Here is an 18,926-nt window from a genome sequence, read left to right as displayed (position 1 = left end):
GATATCGGACTCTCGCGCCCATATATCGGACACTGCACCTGATCTATCGCCCATTCGCATCGATATCGGACACTCAGCATCGGATATCGCTCACTCAGTACGGGATATCGGACGCTAGGGCCCATATATCGGACACTGCACCTGACATATCGCCCATTCGCATCGATATCGGACACTCGGCATTGGATATCGCTCCCTCAATCCTGGATATCGGACACTCGCACCCATATATCGGACGCTGCACCTGATCTATCACTCATTCGCATCGATATCGGACACTCTGTATGGCCCTTCCCTCTTCTTCCCTTCATTTCTGCAATTGAAACTGGCAGCAAGCGCGCATGTGCTTACAGTCAATCAATTTTTTAAGCTTGTCCTCTGGCGCCCGCCACCAGTTGAGTACTTTTAAAGATATTAAACAACAAAAAAAACAGTCTGTGATAGACTGTTCAGCTGCTGGCTTTTTTCTGCTCGGAAAATGAGATATTATCATCCTGCTTGCCCAGATTTCTCAACTGGCTGCTGCCATAGATCAGCACAAGAGCAAGTGATCCTGCTCCGAACACGACTACCATGTATTGCAGACCGATGGTATCAAGAAGAAGCCCTGTTCCTAGCAGCACGACCTGAAACATGATACGGTCAAGCATGTTCCGGAACGAAAAGAAGCGCCCATGATATTCCTTCTCAATTCTTGTTTGAAAGATCGTAGAAGCAATCGGGAAAAAACAGCCGACGCTTAAACCGAATAAGCCAAACGAGACGAGCGACATCCAAAAATGGTCACTGAAAAACAACGAAAGATGAGCTATTGAGGTTACAAAAGAGAACAAAATCATTAATGCAACATGGTTGTAACGGTCAGACAGCTTTTTAACAAATAAAGCTCCCAGCATGAAACTTAGTCCTTCCACAGTGTAAAGCAGTCCCTTTACAGCTGTGCTGTCCTGCAGCTCGCTAATGTTAATAACCATGAGGTTAAAGCCGCCAATGAAGAGCATGGGAATAATGGTCAGTACCAGGGCAGTCAGCGCGATGGGAGAGGCTTTTAAAATCGGCATTACCTCCAAAAATCCCCCTTGTTTGCCATTACGATTCTGAATGCTTTTTTCCTCTTCATCAAACTTCAGAAAGAATGTGGCAATTAGAAGAACCCCATAAGCCGCCATGGACATGGCATATAGCATACTCAGGCTTAAATAAGCGAGAAGGATACCGGCGAGTGCCGTTCCGATGACCCGGGCAAGTGTGGCGACATTCATGTGAACACCATTCATTTGGACCAGTTCCTGCTCTTTAACAATTAATGGGATGGCAGCCTGCAGAGCGGGAAAGTAAAAGGCTGCAGAGATTTGAATGCCAATTAAAAATAAAAGCATAAACCAGACAGAGCCATAGGAAATGGCTGCAAACATAAAGATTACACTGAGCATTCGACCAATTCCTGAAACAATAAGAACGTTCTTTTTTGAACGGCTGTCAATCATTCTGCCGGCCATTGGCCCTACAGCCACTCCTGCTAAAAGTCCTGCAATTAATAAAAGTGATTTTAAGAAATCTGAAGGAATATAGGTCTGCATAAATTCCAGATTTCCGATGATTCCCATCCACAAACCAAGACCGGCAATGAACTCCCCGGCTAAAACAATCCAAACATTTTTATTTTTCCACATATGATATCTCCATTTTTTGTATGATGCATTAACTATAGCACCAGCGAAAGTATTTCGCCACCCGAAATTTTTTATATAAAAGCGCAAATCCCTCCAAATATTAAAGTTCTGCTAAGTCCGCAATTCCCGCGAACCGACTCTTGTTCTGCGGGTCCAAAGTAAGCGTTGTGACGATTAACAAAGATATACCCATGAGCACGTTTCTGCATATAGTCACTTAATAAATTCCATAGTAACATGGCTCTATTTAAGCCTGATGTTGATTTTTAACACCTGTTGATTGGAGTAGAATGAGCGAGACTCACCGCCAGCCCCGCGGAAAGCGAACGCCTGCTAACTGCAATCAACAGCTAAGTTTAACAGAGCCAACATCAAAAAAAATACAGGGCACGTGCCCTGTATTTTTAGCCGATTAAAAAGAAATTAACGATAAATGCTGCTGAAATCAGATACATGAGCCAATGCAGTTCTTTTGCACGTCCCGTGAAGAGTTTGATCAGCGTGTAAGAAAGAAATCCAAAGGCCACTCCCTCAGCTATTGAGTAAGTGAGGGGCATCATAATTAATGCAAGGAACGCCGGGATCAATTCTGTTAAATCATCGAAGTCTACTTCTTTCAGCTCTGTCAGCATAAAAGCTCCGATGATGATGAGCGCAGGTGCTGTGGCGACACTCGGAATAAATTGAATAAGCGGCGCGAACAGCAGTGTAAGCAGGAATAAAAGGGCAGCGAAAATCGCCTTTAAGCCAGTTCTTGCACCTGCTGCTATCCCGGTGGCATTTTCTACGTAAGTGTTCATCGCCGTACTTCCCAGCACAGCACTTACCATTGTTCCAAATGCTCCTGTTGTTAGAGCGCGGTTCATATTAGGAACGTTGCCATGTTCATCGGTCAGATTTGCTTTTTTCGTCAATCCAATGAGGGTTGCAAGGGTATCAAACAGTTCCACAATCGTGAAAGAGAAGATGATGGAAAGGATTCCGTAACCGATGGCAGCTTTAAGGTCCATTGCCATAAACGTCGGTTCAATCGACGGGATCTGGAAGGAAAGTAAATCAGAAATGCCTTGAGGTGATGGTGAATTTCCCAGCACCATCGATGCTGCCGAGATGATCAGGATGGACAAAATAATTCCGCCTCTTACATTCAGCGCAGTTAATACGGCTGTGAGAACGATTCCTGAAATGGCAAGGATCGTTCCAATATTCGTCATATCCCCTAAAGCAACAAAAGTGGCTTCATCCGGGACAACAATTCCGCCGTTTTTTAATCCGATGAAAGCGATAAATAATCCAATTCCGGCTGTAATGGATGCTTTAAGTGTTTTAGGTATGGCTTTAACAACTTTTTCACTGATTCCGAAGATTGAAAGAAGGAAAAAGCATAGACCCGAAATAAATACGGCGCCGAGAGCGGTTTCCCATGAAAGTCCCTGCTTTAAAACAACGGTATATGTAAAAAATGCATTAAGTCCCATGCCGGGTCCGATTACAATTGGGAGATTTGCCCATAATCCCATAATCATACTTGTAATGACAATACCGAATATGGTCGCAGCGAGGGCTGCTTCTTTCGGAATGCCTGCCTCAGATAAAATCACAGGATTTACAAGGATAATATAGCTTACAGTCACAAATGTCGTAAGGGCAGCAAGAAATTCTCTCTTTACGGTCGTTTTGCGCTCTGTTAATTTAAAAAATTGATCAAGTAGCCTGTTCAACCTCATACCTCCTCAAATAAAACATATCCGCCATTATATCTCACATTTAAAAGCGATGAAAGAACTTTATCAAAGGTTGCAATTTAAAGATTATTTGTACTTATCGGATAAATCGTTCCATCCTTTGCAAATGACATTTTCCCTGTTTCCTCCGAAACAATCAGCACGACAGCATCCGTTTTTTCCGTTAAGCCTATAGCAGCCCTATGTCTCGTTCCAAGTTTGCTTCCGCCTGATGAAATTTCAGACAATGGAAGAATATTGGCGGCTGATACAATCTTATCTCCCTTTACGAGCATGGCCCCGTCGTGAAGAGGATTTCCAGGATAAAAAATACTTTCAGCCAGAGAAGCAGACAGCTCCGCCTGCACGTTTACCCCATTCCGGATATAAGGAGCAACCGGTTCCCCTCTCTCCACGATAATTAATCCTCCATGGTGTTTATTTGACAAATTTTGCATAGCCGATGCAAGAGCATGGAAGCTTTCAGTATAGGTTGACAGATACACTTGAAGATAGAAGGTGGATGCCGATGATTGAATCATTTGAAAGCGGCCATTTATTTCATCCAGTTCACATAACAGACAGCTTTCACTGTTACCAAGTTCCCCAAGAATTTTTTGAGAGCCGGCTATAATTTCGGTCAAATTCCGTTCAATGCTGCTCTTTATATCATCAATAATGACAATTTCTTCAGGTTTGCTCATACATTTCGCTCCTTTATTGTAGGATAAGCCTTATGCGTCTAAACATGAAAGCGAATCGAATGGAAAATGGTGGTACATACTAATACCGTTTAAAAGATATTGATAAGGAGCATAAGTGATGACGATAGCAAAAATATTCCAATATGTTTTTTCTCTATCAGGTACAGTCATTCTTGGGTGTTTTTATTACCGAATGTTCAAAGGTAATTCTTCAAAAAACCATAAACAAAAGCAGTAGCGTTCCTCGGATTCATGATATAATTCCTTCATTATGTCAATGAACAGAAGAGGTAAACCTATGCATTCTGCACCTACATATTCAGAAAAATTCAGGCAATTCAGCATCATCCTGCTTCCTATTCTTATTACCCAGCTTGGTCTTTACTCTATGACTTTTCTTGATACAACGATGTCAGGCAAGGTTAGTCCGGAGGACCTTGCCGGAGTGGCAGTTGGTTCAAGTATTTGGGTTCCGGTTTATACGGGACTAAGCGGAATTTTTATGGCGATTACACCTTTGGTCGGACAGCTTGCAGGAGCTAAAAAGACAAAAGACATACCTTTTACCGTCATTCAGGGCCTTTACCTGTCCATTTTCATGACGGTTCTTGTTATTGCGGCTGGATCTTTTATTCTTGACCCACTGCTCTCCTTTCTCCCATTGGAAGGAAAAGTGGAAGCAATCGCAAAAAATTATTTAATAGCCCTTTCCTTCGGGATCTTGCCGCTTTTTCTATACGGAGTCCTCAGAGGTTTTATTGATTCCCTCGGCATGACGCGTATTTCCATGTGGATTACACTGACAGCACTCCCAGTAAACTTTGTCTTAAATTATTTGTTTATTTTCGGCAATTTTGGTTTTCCCAAGCTTGGGGGAGCCGGAGCCGGAGTTGCTACATGTATTACCTATTGGATTACAGCGATTATAACGATCATTATTTTAACCAAACACCCTTCCTTCGCTTCTTTTTCCCTCTTTTCGAATTTTTATAAAGTCTCGTTGCAAAAATGGAGAGAAATTTTAGCGATTGGGATGCCAATCGGATTTGCCATCTTTTTTGAAACAAGTATTTTCGCGGCGGTGACATTGTTTATGAGCGAATACAATACAGTCACAATTGCCTCACACCAGGCAGCAATGAATTTCGCATCATTCCTATACATGATTCCACTGTCGATTTCAATGGCATTAACGATTGTAATCGGGTATGAAGCGGGTGCAAAAAGATGGAAGGATGCAAGGGAGTACAGTTATCTCGGAATTTTAATGGGAATTTGCCTGTCGCTTATAACTGCAGCCGTCATTTTCTTTTTCAGAGATTTTATTGCCTCGATTTATACCGAAAATGCTGAGGTTCTCCAATTAACAAAAACATTTTTGATCTATGCGGTTTTCTTTCAAATGTCGGATGCAATTGCGGCACCGATTCAAGGAGCCCTGCGAGGTTATAAAGATGTTCGATTCACCTTTTATACTGCCCTGATTTCTTATTGGGCAATCGGGCTTCCATTGGGATATGTCCTGGCCCAATATACAAGCCTTCAAGCATTTGGATATTGGATTGGCCTAATCGCAGGTCTTGCTTCAGGGGCAATCGGGCTTTCACTGAGACTTGGAAGAACCCAAAAACTTGTTCAGGATCGTCCTTCGAAAAATTTTCAATAATAAAAACCAGTCCTGAATGTCCGGGCTGGTTTTTTCATGTCTTATTCGTTCCATTGATAATGCCAGTAGGTTTCCGTCTCAAACCAGTTCATGACTTGAGGGACGCCTTTTTTAAAGTCTTCTTCCATTTGCCTTATTAAGCCTTCTGTCTGCGAACGATGTGCTTTTAATGCTTCCATTTTTGTTTCAGCTACTTCCCTTATATCCAGTATTACATTCGGAGCACCTAAAACGTCTTCTCTATTTTTCGTTATAGCCAGGCAGTATGTCACTGGACGTTCTTCAGCAGGCATTCTTTTAAGTGCATGGATAACTGCTCTGCCAGTAGCATCGTGATCTGGATGAACCCCATGGTCCGGATAAAACGTGACAATCAGTGTCGGTTTTACCTCTTGAATGATCGCTTCAATGCGGTCAGCGAAAAGATCAATATCTTCGAACTCAAGTGTTTTATCCCTCATGCCAAGCATTCTTAAATCCGTAACACCCATGGCCCGGCATGCATCCTGCAGTTCCCTTTTTCGAATTAGAGGCAGCGTCTCGCGGTTAGCAAATAATGGACTCCCCATATTTCTGCCCATTTCTCCCAGCGTTCCGCATGCATATGTAACAGGAACCCCTGCTTTTCGTTTTAAAGCAATTAAACCGGCAACACCAAATGATTCATCATCAGGATGCGGCAATACAACTAACACATGTTCACTCATATTAAAAAACTCCTTTTATTAAGATGGAAATGGCACAGTACTGATTTGCAGCGCAATGGCAAGTTTACCGTCAGGGTGATGGCCGGCAAGAATCAAGCGGTTTTGTTCATCTACTGTAGTATCCGTTAAACCTTCTGCATAAGTCCAGCCTTCCTCCATTTTCAATCCTACTCTGAAAGGTCCAAAACCGGTGATTTTAGCAAGTGAGTAGCGGAACTTGGCGTTTCGGATGAATGCCACGACTGTCATGCTGTTTTCATTCTGGTGGGCATTGTATGCGCCGGTTGTCGTTTCAAGATGAATGTATACGTCTTTATTTGCATGCTGATCCAGGTATTCTTGAATCTCATTAGGTATAATAGGTTTCATACTAAAGCTCCTTTTATTAATCATTTCTTATGGCTGTGTTCGCAATGCTTCGGCTAGCGAATGGATGATTCAGAATTCACCGATGCAATAAGCCTGAACCCTTTAACTTGAGGTCCCTTCTTTTAATATTGCCAGCACAGCAGCGTAGCCCGCAGCAAGCTCCATTTTCTCCTCTTCTTTTAATGAGGAGTCCATAACCCTGCTGATCGAAATGTCAAATTTCTGATCAGGGCTTTTTCTAACCCTTGGATGGGTTCCTTCATCGAGCAGATCTCTTTTCATCGCATCTTCGAGTGCAGCTCTTTCAGGGAGATCAGAATCCAGCTTTCGATTGTGCCATATTTTCCGATAACAGTCGAGCAGGTGCTTATCCTCCATTTTACCACCCCCGTTATTTTATATATCCGCTGAACGATTTTTCATTCTTTTAAGGTGGACGCTTCTGGCTGCTTTGCTGCTGGAAAGTGTAAAAACGGCAAGGGCAGACCAGATAAACGTGAATGTAACTAGATCTACACGTGTAAAGGTTTCATTAAAGATGGTTAGCCCTGCTATGAGTGTTAAGGTAGGAGCAATGTATTGAAGAATCCCCGTCATGTAAAGAGGTATTTTCTGTGCCCCGGTTGCAAAAAGAAGCAGCGGAATAGCGGTTACGATTCCAGCGCCGATCAGCAGCAGATCAACGGAAAGACTTCCAGCCAGAAATGATGATTTCCCTGTCTGTGAAAGATGCAGCAGATACATTACTGAAAAAGGTAAAACGGCTAGGGTTTCAAAGGTCAATCCAATGGAAGCATTCAGCTTCGTAACCTTCTTTGTAAGACCATATAACCCGAAGCTTAAAGCGAGGATCATTGAAATCCATGGGAAGCTTCCAAAGTGAAAGCCTGAGATTAGGACACCAGTAAGTGCCAGGATGAAAGAAAGCTTTTGCCATCCATTCAGCTTTTCTTTCAGAAAAATCATTCCAAGAAGGACACTGATTAATGGATTAATATAATATCCAAGACTGGCTTCCAAAATATGATGGTTATTCACGGCCCAAATGTATACAAACCAGTTTGCGCTTATGAGCAAGGAAGACAAGATAAGAGATCCGATTAAAAGCGGCCTTTTTTTCATATTCCGCAGTGTTTGGATCATTGCCGGCCAGTTTTTACCGGCTGTTAAAACCAATAGCATAAAAATAAAAGACCAGAAAATACGATGTGCCAGGATTTCTTCTGAACTGACTGAATCAGCTGCTTTCCAGTATAGCGGAAGAATTCCCCACAAAAAATAAGAACCGGCCGTCAGCAGGATTCCGGTTTTGTCATGCTTTACATGTTCGTGCAAGTTTAATTCACGCTCCCTGTTACTCCATGCACATTATACTCTTCCCTCCTGAACCTTCACAAGCAAAAGGTTTTGACTCCGCATATACTGCATTATCGCCCGCCTAAACGAAAGGATGATTAGATGTTTCCATGGAATAAACAATATCCGTTTAATCAGCAGAAAATGCCCGATTTCTTTAAGAGCATGAATCCTAACCAGGTTGAAAATTACGTTCAGGAGGTAATGGGGCAGGTTTTTGGCCAAGATCAATCTGGCGGATTTCCTTACCAATTCTCAAAAAACAGAGAAGAAAAACAAGCGCCGCCGTCTGAAAATTGGTATGAGGCCACAGATCGGATTTACTTTAAAATAAAAATTCCCGCAAAGATAGCAGGAGATGTCAAAATTCAGCATAACAGTCATCAGCTGACGCTTGAGAATTTCCCTGAAAAAGGAGAGCGAAAAACCTTTCAAATTCCATTTCTGGTCCGCAGAAAAGGAACAAAAGCGACCTATCAGGATGAAGAACTGGAACTGTCTTTTATTAAGAACGAGGATTTAAATGTAACAGAAATTCATATTCCGGAAGGTGACATTAGAAGCTGAAACGCCATCAGCTTCTTTTCTTTGGATTAGGACACACTGCCCCAGTCTCCAATGACGCTTGGCTTTTTGCATTGGCTTGGGATATCCACGGGCAGCATGTTGAGCATAGAAAATTTGTGGGAAAGCCACCTAATTAAACAGGAAAAAACCGCCTTCCTGCATGAAAGCGGCATACCTTCTATCTTATTAAGGGTAGACAGGTCAATACGCACCTGGGTAGCCGGGGTAGCCGCCTCCGGCAAATCCCCCTGGATAGCCTCCAGCAAATCCTCCGCCGGGATAGCCTCCGTAGAAACCGCCGCCAGGATAACCTCCGTAGAAACCGCCGCCATAAAACGGATAGGGGGGACGAGCCAAACTGCCGACAATTGCGCCGCCCAGCAGCCCTCCCACCAGCCCGCCGACAAATGGAAATCCGAACGGGATAAACCTCGGGTAAGGGCCAGGACCTGGGCCTCCGGGATTTCCGCGCATCATATAAGGGTACACGTTTATTCCTCCTCTTCGTTAGCCTGCACTCATAGGTTATTCACCTAGCATGGACAACGAATGGGCCCTTACCCACCAGGGATATTAATTAATTGACTGATCCCGGGATCCATCCTCTTCGTATATCATAATGGAAGCATTTTGAATATGAACCAGCTCTCTTGCTTTACTTAGGGCATCTGCTTTTGTATCAAAAGAGAAGCTTGCCCTTTTGCTATGTTCCTTCTCGAGAACCCATTTTTCTTCTCTTTTGTGAAGTTTATATGTTTGGCCAAGCTCTTCTCTGCCGTCTGCCCATTTCTCTGCTTGAGAAGTTGCAATTGCAATTGCTCTGCCTTCATCATATTTATCCTCCAGCAGGGCGTTGGCAATTTCGATGGCCTTCTCCCTCGTTTTGTCAGGAAGGTTTTTCATTGAATCCGGATAGTCCTGCTTGCTCCAAGGCATGGTTAAGCTCCCTCCTCAATGCTCATAAATCATTTTACGAGTCATTCCGCCATCTATGACAAGGTTCGCACCATTTACAAAGCTGTTTGAAGCTTGAGTGAGGTAAAGACAGGCACCTGCTATATCAGAAGGCTCACCGACTCTTCCTGACAGATGCTGGGAATGATCAACTTCTCTTAGATCTTCTAAATTACCTGTGTGAATCCAGCCTGGTGAAATAGCATTTACAGTGATGGAATAATCCGCAAACGAAGCTGCCAGGGCATGTGTCAAGGCCACGATTCCGCCTTTTGATGCTGCATAGGCCTCTGAGTGAGGTTCTGACATTTGTGACCTTGTTGAAGCTATGTTGACTATTGAACCCCCGGTTCTGTCCTTCATATGCTTAGCTGCCTCTCTTGAAAATAAAAATACGCTTCGAAGGTTTGTGGAAAGAATGTTATCCCAATCATCCACGGATAGTTCAAGCGGATCCTCGAACGCAACTGCTCCTGCATTGTTAATCAAAACATCGATTCCGCCGAATGTTCGTACCGTCTCTTCCACACAGCCAATGATATCCTCAGAATTCCTGACATCTGTTTTTAAAAATAATACGTTGTCGTTTTGCTTTAGTAATTGAGCTTCCAGTTCTTTCCCCTTATCGGAATCATAATCAGCTAATACAACATTGAATCCCTCTTTGCAGTAAGCTCGTGCAACCCCTTCTCCGATTCCGTTTGATGCTCCGGTTACAATAACTGTTTTTGCTTCCATCTTTGAGCGACCTCCTAGCAATAACGATTGCCCCATATTTGAACTTCCTTCATAACGTTCTCTAATGCCATACCCTTTTCGGTCAGCTTATAAATCACTTTTACAGGAGTTTCAGGATATACAATCCGCTTAATCATATCAGCAGCTTCCAATTCTTTTAATCGTTCAGCAAGCATTTTTTGGCTAATACTAGGAATGATTTCAGAGAGATCTTTAAAACGCTTCGGACCGTCCATTAACACGTGGACAATCATTCCGTTCCATCGTTTACCAAGCAGCTTAAAAGCAAATTCAATATGCGGACAATTTGAAAATTTCATAACATCGCCACCTTTTCAAGCCTCATTCTTGACAATTGTTTGAACAACGTTTTATGATAGACAACGTTCGACAAACTTACAATAAGTGAGTGTGTTACTTTTTGTCCATTATAAACGAAAATCCATCATTTTACAAAAGGAGGCTACACCATGGCAACAACCATTGCAGATGATTTGCTGACCCTAATGGGTGAACGCACATCCGTCCGTCATTATGACAAATCCGAATCCATATCAAAAGAAGATTTAACCGGGATCCTGGAATCTGCTATTAAAGCTCCATCAGCGTGGAACCTGCAGCACTGGAACTTTTTAGTATTCCATAGCGCAGAATCAAAAGAACGCCTTCTGCCAATTGCATACAGCCAGAATCAAATTGTTGAATCTTCAGCAGTTGTTGCGATTTTAGGCGACTTGGAAGCAAATAAAAACACAGACCAGGTATACAATCCGCTTGTAGATGCCGGTCATATGTCCAAAGAAATTAAGGAAACGCTTGCAGGCCAAATCAATGGTGCTTATACAAACCCTGTATATGCCCGTGATGCCGCTTACAGCAATGCTTCTCTAGCAGCTATGCAGCTTATGCTAGCAGCAAAAGCTAAAGGTTTCGACACATGTGCAATCGGCGGTTTTAACGGCGAAGAATTAATCAAAGAATTTAAAATATCAGAAAGATATGTACCGGTTATGCTGATTTCCATCGGAAAAGCGGCAAAACCTGCTCATAAAAGTGACAGAATCAAACTGGATCAAGTATCCGTCTGGCTCTAGTCACAAACCTGAAAAGCGGGCTCCCACCCGCTTTTCATTTTGCCATTATTCTTTTTCCCGTTTTTTTCAATACTTTTGACGGATTTGAGGAATCATATACCTATATTGGAACAAGGAGATAGTGCTTATGTTTAGTATCATACTCGGTTTAATTCTGCTGATGGTGCTTGCCTACTTTGGCTGGTCCATTATTTGGATAGCACCGCTCATATCCTTGCTTGTCGCAGGGATTGAAGGGCTGGATTTATTGCCTGCCTATACCGAAACCTATATGGAGGGCTTTGTAGGCTTTACAAAAAAATGGTTCCCTGTCTTCCTGCTTGGTGCAGTATTCGGTAAATTAATGGAAGAAACAGGGATGGCTCAGGCTGTTGCTTATAAAATTACCGATTTCATTGGGAAAAAAAGAGCCATACTCGGAGTACTAATCGGTGCAGCTGTCTTAACATATGGCGGAGTAAGCCTTTTTGTTGTCGTGTTTGCTCTTTACCCGTTAACGGTTGCATTGTTTAAAGCAGCAGACCTTCCAAGGAAGCTTATCCCGGCAACACTCGTTTTAGGTGCTTTTACTTTTACGATGACAGCAATACCGGGAACACCGCAAATTCAGAACATCATTCCTACCGATTACTTTAAGACGACTCCTTTAGCGGGGCCGGTTACAGGGATTGCCGCAGGGCTCATTATGGCAGTCGGTGGATATTTCTATCTCGCCTGGCGCGGTAAAAAGCTGCAGGCAAAGGGAGAAGGATACACAGAGCCTAAAGGCGGCAGTGACGTAAAGGAAGTAGATCCTTCCAACCTGCCTAATCCCTATATATCCATTATCCCGCTGATTGCAGTTGTTCTATCACTAAATGTCATCAAGCTCGATATCCTGCCATCGCTATTGATCGGCATCATCATCATCATGCTTTTGAGCTTGAAAAAAATGAAGCTGTTTATAAGTGCAATTAACGGCGGAGCTGCAGGTTCGGTTATGGCCATTATTAATACGAGTGCTGCTGTTGGATTTGGAGCCGTCGTAACCGCAGTTCCTAGTTTTTCAAACATTACAGATATGATTATGGGCCTTGGAGGGAATCCTCTAATCTCTGCAGCAATCGCTGTTGAGCTGCTTGCCAGTATTACAGGCTCCGCTTCCGGAGGAATGGGAATTGCCCTTCAGGCATTAGGTGATCAATATTATCAGCTTTCACAATCAACAGGCATTGCGCCCGAGGCCTTTCACCGCATTGCTGCCGTCGCTTCCGGAGCTTCCATTCTGCCCCACAATGGAGCATTATTGACATTGCTTACGGTTACGGGACTAAAGCATAAAGAATCCTATATGGATGTTGCGGTCGTAGGATTGATTATTCCAATAATCGCATTGATTGTTTCGATATTGCTTGCATCTGCAGGTATTTACTAATTGCATGAAATTAGGAGTTCTAAAGCATAACTCTCTAATTTTAAATAAATTTTTAAATAATAGGAGGAGAAATAAACATGGTCGAAAATAAAGTTGTTTTTATTACTGGAGCTGCACAAGGAATTGGGTATGAAATCGGGGAAAAATTTGCTGCAGAAGGCGCTAAAGTTGTTTTGACAGACCTTAATGAAGAAGGCGTTAAAAAAGCAGCAGAAACTCTGGCACAAAATGGACAGCAAACTCTGGGCCTAAAATGTGATGTAACAAACGAAGAAGAATTGAAAAATGCAATTGATGAGACCATTTCACACTTCGGAAGACTGGATATTCTTATTAACAACGCAGGAATGCAGCACGTTTCACCAATTGAGGAATTCTCAACACAGCGTTACGAACTTTTAGTTAAAATTATGCTGACTGCCCCATTCATGGCGATTAAGCATGTGTTCCCTCACATGAAAAAACAAGGCTTCGGACGGATCATTAATATGTCTTCCATTAACGGACTTATAGGATTCGCAGGTAAAGCCGCTTACAATAGTGCAAAACACGGCGTAATCGGTCTAACTAAGGTTGCAGCGCTTGAAGGAGCAGAACAAGGCATCACGGTTAATGCTCTTTGCCCGGGTTATGTTGATACTCCGCTAGTGCGCGGGCAAATGCAGGACTTGGCTAAAACACGTAATGTGCCACTTGAAAAAGTTCTGGAAGAAGTCATCTACCCGTTAGTACCGCAAAAACGTCTGCTTAGCGTTGAAGAAATTGCTGATTATGCAATTTTCCTCTCTAGCGATAAAGCTCGCGGAGTAACAGGTCAAGCTGTTGTGCTTGATGGCGGATATACAGCTCAATAATAACGTATTAAAGGAAAGACCTTTGCGAAGTTTACGCAAAGGTCTTCTTTTTTTCCTTGCAGTACCCGGATATAAATGATTTGCTTCTTCCAGCCCTCCATAAGAATCTTAGTTCTTTAATTCATGAGACTCGATAAACTCCAGTCTTTCTTTACGGTCTTCCTCTATTCCCTTCAGCATGCTGACCGCATCTGCGATAAAAGGGCCTTTATTCAGCATGGTACATGCAGCTTTAAAAGACCGGTGGGCATCAACAATTTCTGGGCGGGTTGCCAATCGGGTTTTGGCAAGCGAAGCCAAAACCTCGGTTGCATAAATAAGCGGTATCTGAGAATGAAAGCAAAGACTCATTAGGTCATCCTGAAGCCGTCCAAGCTTTTCAAATCCTGCTTCTACAGCAAGGTCCCCTCTTGCAGCCATCACCCCAAAGCCTTCATGTTTAAGCCCTTCTGAGATAATAGAAGGAAGATTTTTCACAGCATATTCGGTCTCGATTTTCGCTGTAATCGGAAGGATTTTTCCTGTTTTTTCAAGCATTAAATTTTTTAGAAACTGCAGATCCTCTTTCGTATGGACAAAGGAAAGACCCACAATATCCGCATGGCGGAAAATGAACGCACTCTCGTTTATATCCTTCTCAGACATAGCCGGAAGCAGAAGAAAAGATAACGAATCCGGAAGATTAATGCCATCATTTACCTTAATAGAGACACTCCTTTTTAAGTAATGATGAACATTTGCGACGATGAGATCCTCCGTCTTGTATGCAATGGTGCCTTGTATCTTCCCATCATTTATTAAAAGCCGATCCCCTTTTCTTGCATTACGGAAGGCTTTTGGCATATTGGTAGAGAACAATCCGGCCATCTTTTCTGATTCGGCTAAAGAGATGCGAATTGCCTCGCCGGACTGCATTTTGACGGTCGAGAGGTTATTTGGGAGTTTGGTTATTCTTATTTTAGGACCACTTAAATCCATATAGATTCTGCATGGCAGATGAGTCATATTGGAGGCTCGCCTTACTCTTTCAATGATTTCCTTCCATTCCTTTACTCCGTCATGGCCGCAATTAACTCGTGCAATGTCCATGCCATTTTCCAGAAGTCCTGCGATCTCGGCCTCCTGCAGGCTTTTATCCATCGTTACCATGATTGAATGACCGCTCTTTTTAAAAAGAGATACGATTCTCTTTTCGATAAGTTTCTCGCTCATTTCCTCATCTTTAATGAAAGACCCTGAACTTGTCAGAGCGGGAATCGTCTTTTCTCCCCGTTTGGGAGATCTGGCTTTTAAGTAAGCTTGCATAGATTTTAAACTATATAGGCGATCTTTTTCGACCTGTTCAGATTCCACGTATATCACTCCATCTATCCTCAATTCCAATAATTCCATTGTATGCGGGAGCGTGAAGGAAATGAATAAACGCCTGTCCAGAAAGCTGTTTTGGTAAAACAGAACGTTTTTTACTGATTGCGGGAGATCTTTGAACCAAAGAAAAACCCAAGAATACTCATGCATTGAGTATTCTTGGGTTAACGATTCAGATTTGCTTAAGGTTTGGCTATTGGAAATGCCCCTATTTTTTATTATAGTCCATTCTTCACAGCCGCTGCGATCATTGCCGTACGTCTGGCCTGATGTTTGACAGCTTCCACAACGTCTTCCTGAATTCTGCCGTCCTGTCCTACTGTCACACTGTTTCCGTATGGATTTCCGCCGGAAGTGAATGCAGATTGGTCGGTGTAGCCAGGTGCTGCTACGATGGCTCCCCAATGATACATGGTCGCGTACAGGCTCAAAATGGTTTGCTCCTGACCTCCATGAGGATTGCTTGCTGATGCCATGGCACTAACCACTTTATTGGCAAGTTTACCCTGGAACCATAATCCCCCTGTAGTGTCCAAATACTGCTTCATTTGTGACGGAACGTTTCCAAACCGCGTTGGCACACTGAAAATGATAGCGTCTGCCCACTCCAGATCTGCGAGTGACGCTTCCGGAACATTAGCTGTTTCTTCAAGGTGTGTTTTCCATGCCGGATTTGATTCAATTGCTTCTTTTGGAGCAAGTTCTTTCACCTTTAGTACTTTAACTTCTGCACCAAAAGATTTTGCACCCTCTTCTGCCCATTTAGCCAGCTGATAATTTGTACCAGTGGAACTGTAATAAATAACTGCAACGTTTACATTGGACATGTTGAATCTCTCCTTTAATTGGAATACAGGAATTGCTTCAGCATCAAACATCTCAGATTCAAATAAAGTATACGGGTTAAGCACTCTATGCGTCAAATAATAACTTCCAAAAATGGAAAAACCCCCGCATTATGTGCAGGGGCCATTTCATTATTTTTTTAAAGCTTCAATTGCTTTGTTCATTTGCGTATCATGTTTCTTAATGAGCTCCTGTAAAGAAGTCAGCATCGATACTGTCGTATCCTTTTCAATCGTTCCGGTTTGTTTCAGCTTGTAATCTTTTTGATAGTTCATTACAGCTGTTTTCATCTTCGAATCAAATACTCCGTTTTCTTCTGTGCTGTACCCTAGAGCATTAAGGAAGGCTTGTGCCGTTTTGACTTCTTTTGATGCGTCACCCTGTTTCAGCTTCTTGGAAGGATCTAAATATGGAAGTTTTGCATACGCAGGAAGAGAAACTTTTTCACCTGGTTCAATTCCTTTTTTATGAACCCATGTCCCTCCGGGTGTAAGCCATTTTGCAATGGTAAATTTAATGGAAGAACCATCCTTGTATTTTTCTGCTGTCTGAATCGTCCCTTTTCCAAATGTTTTTTCACCGAAAAGCGGAATATCGGCAGACTCGTTCAGAGCTGCGGCCATAATTTCGCCTGCACTCGCCGTTCCTTCATCGACTACCACTACGGCAGGAATGGTAATAGGGTTTTTATTTTCTGAGCGGTATGCTTCTCTGGAGCCATCCTTGTTTTCAACCTGAAGAATGTTTTTTCCTTCAGGTATAAACATTTCGCTCATCTTGATTGCCTGATCCATTAAACCGCCTGGGTTTTGCCGGAGGTCAATCACAATTCCTTTTACTTCTTTTTCTTCCAGATCCTTAACTGCTTTGCTGAAGTCAGCTGCTGTTCTTTCTGAAAAAGTGGTAATCTGGATGCGGCCAATGTTGTCGTCCGTAACATTTGTGTAAACCGTTTCAATTGGAATTTCATCCCTCGTGATTGAAAATTCAAGCTCATGGGAGCCGCCGCGTTCAATACCGATTTTAACCGCTGTTCCTTTTTCTCCTCTTATTAAGGCGACCGTATCATTAACGGTCTTGCCCTTAACACTTTTCCCATTTACCTTAACAATTTTATCTTTCGGCTTTAAACCTGCTTTTTCTGCAGGAGATCCTTTAATAGGGGAAACAATCATGACTTGTCCATCAATTTCCTGGAGTTCTGCCCCAATTCCTTCAAAGGAAGAGGAAATTGTCTCATTAAAGCTCTTCGAATCCTCTGCATTCATATAAGCGCTGTAAGGATCGCCAAGGGATTCCACCATTCCGTTGATTGCACCGTCAATCATTTTCACCTTATCTGTTCTCTGATAATATTTTTGTTCCAGTTTTTCATATGTATCCACTAATTTTGCAAAATCCGGGTTTTGCTGCACTTCTTTTTCCTGCACAATTGTCTCTGGCTTGGCCAAAGTCAAAGTCAATCCTGAGCTTATAACGGCTGTTAAAAGCATGATTAACAGCAACTTTACATTTTTGTTCAATTTATCATCACCTCATTATGAATTTTATTATGTCCGAGTGCCGTAAAAACGTCAACTAAACAGCAAAAGGAAATCTTTTATAGTCCTAAAAAAAATAATTTAAATGTTTCGACACCTTTCTCATGATTATTTTGTAAATTTTGTGTAAATTTTATTACAAGTCAAATTGATTGGAGTAGTGGCGTGAGACCCTGCAGGCGCTAAGCAATCGAACGCAGCGGAAATCAACAGACAAAGTTAAATAAAGGAGGCGGTCATCATGCTTCTAAATGACTTCATGATGGATACAGACAGAAAAATGATCAGCTTCTCATTTTCATTATTGAATGAAGTGAATGAGAAAATACAAAGAAAAATCCTCTTCTATGAAAATCAGGTTTTAAGCTATGTACAAAAACAAATCGATACTTTCATTCAATCCCTTAATATAAGCATAACCCTTCAGACAATTTGCAGATCAGAGCTGTCCGCTCTAATTCAATCCAAACTTAACAGGATGCTCGCGCAATATTCCTTATTCAGAAGCTGCTAAGACACATGACTCTCCCTATGCATAAGGTAAGAATAAGTAAATGAATTCTTACATGCAAAGGAGATCTTAAATTGCCAGACTATTTAAATATGATTTCATCATTAGGCATAGCAGGAGCCCATCCAGGCGGTCTGCAGCTCACCAAACAAGTTCTTTCGGAATTGAATCTTCCCTTTCCGTGCCGGATATTGGACGCTGGGTGCGGCACTGGCCAGACTCTTCTCTATCTTTCCGGATTAGGGTATGATACTGCAGGTATTGATGCCGATCAGCGAATGGTCCAAAAAGCCAAAACACGGCTGTCTGGTGATTCCGTTCCTGTTGTTCAAGGCAGTCTAGAACAAATGAGTTTTGAAAGCAGCCGGTTTGAAGCAGTATTGTGCGAATCCGTCCTATCCTTTACAAATTTGAATGCCTCATTAAATGAATGCCGCCGCGTCCTCACTGATGGAGGTATTTTGGTTGCTGTGGAGGTCACTCTTGAAAAGCCGGCCGATCCAGCATCTTTCTCAGAAATAACCGGATTTTATGGATTTCAAGCACTTCAAACAGAGGATGAGTGGGTTTCGCGGTTTGAAAATAGCGGATTTACAAATATACGGAGCTTGGCAAAAGAGGATTTCACATTCGATGATGAAGAGCCTAATCATGATGTCGATATGGATGATACAGTGGAGCCGGCCACATTTCAGATTCTAAACAGACATCAGGAAATGCTGCAAAAATACGGCACTTCCCTAGGCTACCGGGTGTTTTTAGCAAATAAATAAGACAACCGGGATATTCGTACAAACTATTTCCCCCCTTCGTTCATAAGGTACAAGGTAAGGATTAAAA

21 protein-coding genes are annotated in these 18,926 nt (G+C 42.5%); 7 read left to right on the top strand and 14 right to left on the bottom strand.

Annotated features, from left to right (window positions below; all coding sequences use genetic code 11):
* Positions 1-449: 449 nt before the first annotated feature.
* The 3 genes from AS29_RS12170 to cdaS form a co-directional block, all read right to left on the bottom strand.
* Positions 450-1,673 carry an MFS transporter gene (locus AS29_RS12170; protein WP_035406381.1) on the bottom strand — a complete coding sequence of 408 codons (1,224 nt, stop codon included), beginning with the start codon at positions 1,671-1,673 and terminating at the stop codon, positions 450-452.
* Between the two features lie 404 nt (positions 1,674-2,077).
* On the bottom strand, positions 2,078-3,400 hold the full coding sequence (locus tag AS29_RS12165) for an NCS2 family permease (protein ID WP_035406376.1): 1,323 nt from the start codon (positions 3,398-3,400) through the stop codon (positions 2,078-2,080).
* A 77-nt stretch (positions 3,401-3,477) separates the two neighbouring features.
* On the bottom strand, positions 3,478-4,101 hold the full coding sequence (gene cdaS / locus AS29_RS12160) for a sporulation-specific diadenylate cyclase CdaS (RefSeq protein ID WP_051860628.1): 624 nt from the start codon (positions 4,099-4,101) through the stop codon (positions 3,478-3,480).
* 298 nt (positions 4,102-4,399) lie between these two features.
* Between cdaS and AS29_RS12155 the strand changes: the two genes are divergently transcribed.
* Entirely contained in the window at positions 4,400-5,767 is a 1,368-nt protein-coding gene (locus AS29_RS12155; protein ID WP_035406373.1) for an MATE family efflux transporter, read from the top strand.
* Positions 5,768-5,808: 41 nt separating this feature from the next.
* On the opposite strand, the gene bshB2 is transcribed toward AS29_RS12155, so the two are convergent.
* The 4 genes from bshB2 to rarD form a co-directional block, all read right to left on the bottom strand.
* A complete protein-coding gene (gene bshB2, locus AS29_RS12150; RefSeq protein ID WP_035406370.1) occupies positions 5,809-6,474 on the bottom strand; it encodes a bacillithiol biosynthesis deacetylase BshB2 in 666 nt (221 codons plus the stop codon).
* 18 nt (positions 6,475-6,492) lie between these two features.
* Positions 6,493-6,843, bottom strand: a complete 351-nt coding sequence (locus AS29_RS12145) for a YojF family protein (protein ID WP_035406367.1) — start codon at positions 6,841-6,843, stop codon at positions 6,493-6,495.
* Between the two features lie 102 nt (positions 6,844-6,945).
* Positions 6,946-7,221: a hypothetical protein gene (locus AS29_RS12140; RefSeq protein ID WP_035406364.1), complete on the bottom strand. Its 276-nt coding sequence runs from the start codon at positions 7,219-7,221 to the stop codon at positions 6,946-6,948.
* A gap of 18 nt (positions 7,222-7,239) precedes the next feature.
* Positions 7,240-8,178 carry an EamA family transporter RarD gene (rarD, locus tag AS29_RS12135; RefSeq protein WP_035406361.1) on the bottom strand — a complete coding sequence of 313 codons (939 nt, stop codon included), beginning with the start codon at positions 8,176-8,178 and terminating at the stop codon, positions 7,240-7,242.
* A gap of 123 nt (positions 8,179-8,301) precedes the next feature.
* On the opposite strand from rarD, the gene AS29_RS12130 reads away from it, so the two are divergent.
* A complete protein-coding gene (locus AS29_RS12130; protein ID WP_035406359.1) occupies positions 8,302-8,766 on the top strand; it encodes a hypothetical protein in 465 nt (154 codons plus the stop codon).
* Positions 8,767-8,967: 201 nt separating this feature from the next.
* Here AS29_RS12130 and AS29_RS12125 read toward each other — a convergent pair whose 3' ends face one another.
* From AS29_RS12125 to AS29_RS12110, 4 genes are all read right to left on the bottom strand, one after another.
* A complete protein-coding gene (locus AS29_RS12125) occupies positions 8,968-9,255 on the bottom strand; it encodes a hypothetical protein (protein WP_231889933.1) in 288 nt (95 codons plus the stop codon).
* A gap of 84 nt (positions 9,256-9,339) precedes the next feature.
* Positions 9,340-9,702: a DUF2188 domain-containing protein gene (locus AS29_RS12120; RefSeq protein ID WP_035406357.1), complete on the bottom strand. Its 363-nt coding sequence runs from the start codon at positions 9,700-9,702 to the stop codon at positions 9,340-9,342.
* A gap of 15 nt (positions 9,703-9,717) precedes the next feature.
* Positions 9,718-10,458 carry an SDR family NAD(P)-dependent oxidoreductase gene (locus tag AS29_RS12115; RefSeq protein ID WP_035406354.1) on the bottom strand — a complete coding sequence of 247 codons (741 nt, stop codon included), beginning with the start codon at positions 10,456-10,458 and terminating at the stop codon, positions 9,718-9,720.
* 14 nt (positions 10,459-10,472) lie between these two features.
* Positions 10,473-10,778, bottom strand: a complete 306-nt coding sequence (locus tag AS29_RS12110) for a winged helix-turn-helix transcriptional regulator (protein WP_035406351.1) — start codon at positions 10,776-10,778, stop codon at positions 10,473-10,475.
* Between the two features lie 150 nt (positions 10,779-10,928).
* On the opposite strand from AS29_RS12110, the gene AS29_RS12105 reads away from it, so the two are divergent.
* The 3 genes from AS29_RS12105 to AS29_RS12095 all read left to right on the top strand — a co-directional run bounded on the left by AS29_RS12105 (position 10,929) and on the right by AS29_RS12095 (position 13,820).
* Positions 10,929-11,552: a nitroreductase family protein gene (locus tag AS29_RS12105; protein ID WP_035406347.1), complete on the top strand. Its 624-nt coding sequence runs from the start codon at positions 10,929-10,931 to the stop codon at positions 11,550-11,552.
* A gap of 127 nt (positions 11,553-11,679) precedes the next feature.
* Positions 11,680-12,966, top strand: coding sequence for a GntP family permease (locus AS29_RS12100; protein WP_035406345.1), 1,287 nt, complete (start codon positions 11,680-11,682; stop codon positions 12,964-12,966).
* A gap of 77 nt (positions 12,967-13,043) precedes the next feature.
* Positions 13,044-13,820 (top strand): 3-hydroxybutyrate dehydrogenase, encoded by a 777-nt coding sequence (locus AS29_RS12095; RefSeq protein WP_035406342.1) that lies wholly within the window; start codon positions 13,044-13,046, stop codon positions 13,818-13,820.
* A gap of 108 nt (positions 13,821-13,928) precedes the next feature.
* On the opposite strand, the gene AS29_RS12090 is transcribed toward AS29_RS12095, so the two are convergent.
* The 3 genes from AS29_RS12090 to AS29_RS12080 form a co-directional block, all read right to left on the bottom strand.
* Positions 13,929-15,173: a pyruvate kinase gene (locus AS29_RS12090; protein WP_197491606.1), complete on the bottom strand. Its 1,245-nt coding sequence runs from the start codon at positions 15,171-15,173 to the stop codon at positions 13,929-13,931.
* A 233-nt stretch (positions 15,174-15,406) separates the two neighbouring features.
* On the bottom strand, positions 15,407-16,015 hold the full coding sequence (gene wrbA, locus AS29_RS12085) for an NAD(P)H:quinone oxidoreductase (protein ID WP_035406434.1): 609 nt from the start codon (positions 16,013-16,015) through the stop codon (positions 15,407-15,409).
* 150 nt (positions 16,016-16,165) lie between these two features.
* On the bottom strand, positions 16,166-17,557 hold the full coding sequence (locus AS29_RS12080) for a S41 family peptidase (RefSeq protein ID WP_035406336.1): 1,392 nt from the start codon (positions 17,555-17,557) through the stop codon (positions 16,166-16,168).
* A gap of 259 nt (positions 17,558-17,816) precedes the next feature.
* On the opposite strand from AS29_RS12080, the gene AS29_RS12075 reads away from it, so the two are divergent.
* Positions 17,817-18,089, top strand: a complete 273-nt coding sequence (locus AS29_RS12075) for a hypothetical protein (protein ID WP_035406332.1) — start codon at positions 17,817-17,819, stop codon at positions 18,087-18,089.
* Positions 18,090-18,160: 71 nt separating this feature from the next.
* Positions 18,161-18,859, top strand: a complete 699-nt coding sequence (locus tag AS29_RS12070) for a class I SAM-dependent methyltransferase (RefSeq protein WP_051860627.1) — start codon at positions 18,161-18,163, stop codon at positions 18,857-18,859.
* Positions 18,860-18,926: the final 67 nt, after the last annotated feature.

Origin of the sequence: Bacillus sp. SJS (assembly GCF_000732485.2) — a bacterium.
GTDB lineage: Bacteria > Bacillota > Bacilli > Bacillales > Bacillaceae > Metabacillus_B > Metabacillus_B sediminis.
The sequence above is the reverse complement of the archived record's forward strand: the minus strand, read 5'-3'. Positions and strand labels throughout refer to the sequence as shown.

Coding starts and splice junctions, on each gene's coding strand:
- AS29_RS12170 (WP_035406381.1), bottom strand. CDS start 1,673: ATGTGGAAAAATAAAAATGTTTGGATTGTTTTAGCCGGGGAGTTCATT.
- AS29_RS12165 (WP_035406376.1), bottom strand. CDS start 3,400: ATGAGGTTGAACAGGCTACTTGATCAATTTTTTAAATTAACAGAGCGC.
- cdaS (WP_051860628.1), bottom strand. CDS start 4,101: ATGAGCAAACCTGAAGAAATTGTCATTATTGATGATATAAAGAGCAGC.
- AS29_RS12155 (WP_035406373.1), top strand. CDS start 4,400: ATGCATTCTGCACCTACATATTCAGAAAAATTCAGGCAATTCAGCATC.
- bshB2 (WP_035406370.1), bottom strand. CDS start 6,474: ATGAGTGAACATGTGTTAGTTGTATTGCCGCATCCTGATGATGAATCA.
- AS29_RS12145 (WP_035406367.1), bottom strand. CDS start 6,843: ATGAAACCTATTATACCTAATGAGATTCAAGAATACCTGGATCAGCAT.
- AS29_RS12140 (WP_035406364.1), bottom strand. CDS start 7,221: ATGGAGGATAAGCACCTGCTCGACTGTTATCGGAAAATATGGCACAAT.
- AS29_RS12130 (WP_035406359.1), top strand. CDS start 8,302: ATGTTTCCATGGAATAAACAATATCCGTTTAATCAGCAGAAAATGCCC.
- AS29_RS12120 (WP_035406357.1), bottom strand. CDS start 9,702: ATGCCTTGGAGCAAGCAGGACTATCCGGATTCAATGAAAAACCTTCCT.
- AS29_RS12115 (WP_035406354.1), bottom strand. CDS start 10,458: ATGGAAGCAAAAACAGTTATTGTAACCGGAGCATCAAACGGAATCGGA.
- AS29_RS12110 (WP_035406351.1), bottom strand. CDS start 10,778: ATGAAATTTTCAAATTGTCCGCATATTGAATTTGCTTTTAAGCTGCTT.
- AS29_RS12105 (WP_035406347.1), top strand. CDS start 10,929: ATGGCAACAACCATTGCAGATGATTTGCTGACCCTAATGGGTGAACGC.
- AS29_RS12100 (WP_035406345.1), top strand. CDS start 11,680: ATGTTTAGTATCATACTCGGTTTAATTCTGCTGATGGTGCTTGCCTAC.
- AS29_RS12095 (WP_035406342.1), top strand. CDS start 13,044: ATGGTCGAAAATAAAGTTGTTTTTATTACTGGAGCTGCACAAGGAATT.
- wrbA (WP_035406434.1), bottom strand. CDS start 16,015: ATGTCCAATGTAAACGTTGCAGTTATTTATTACAGTTCCACTGGTACA.
- AS29_RS12075 (WP_035406332.1), top strand. CDS start 17,817: ATGCTTCTAAATGACTTCATGATGGATACAGACAGAAAAATGATCAGC.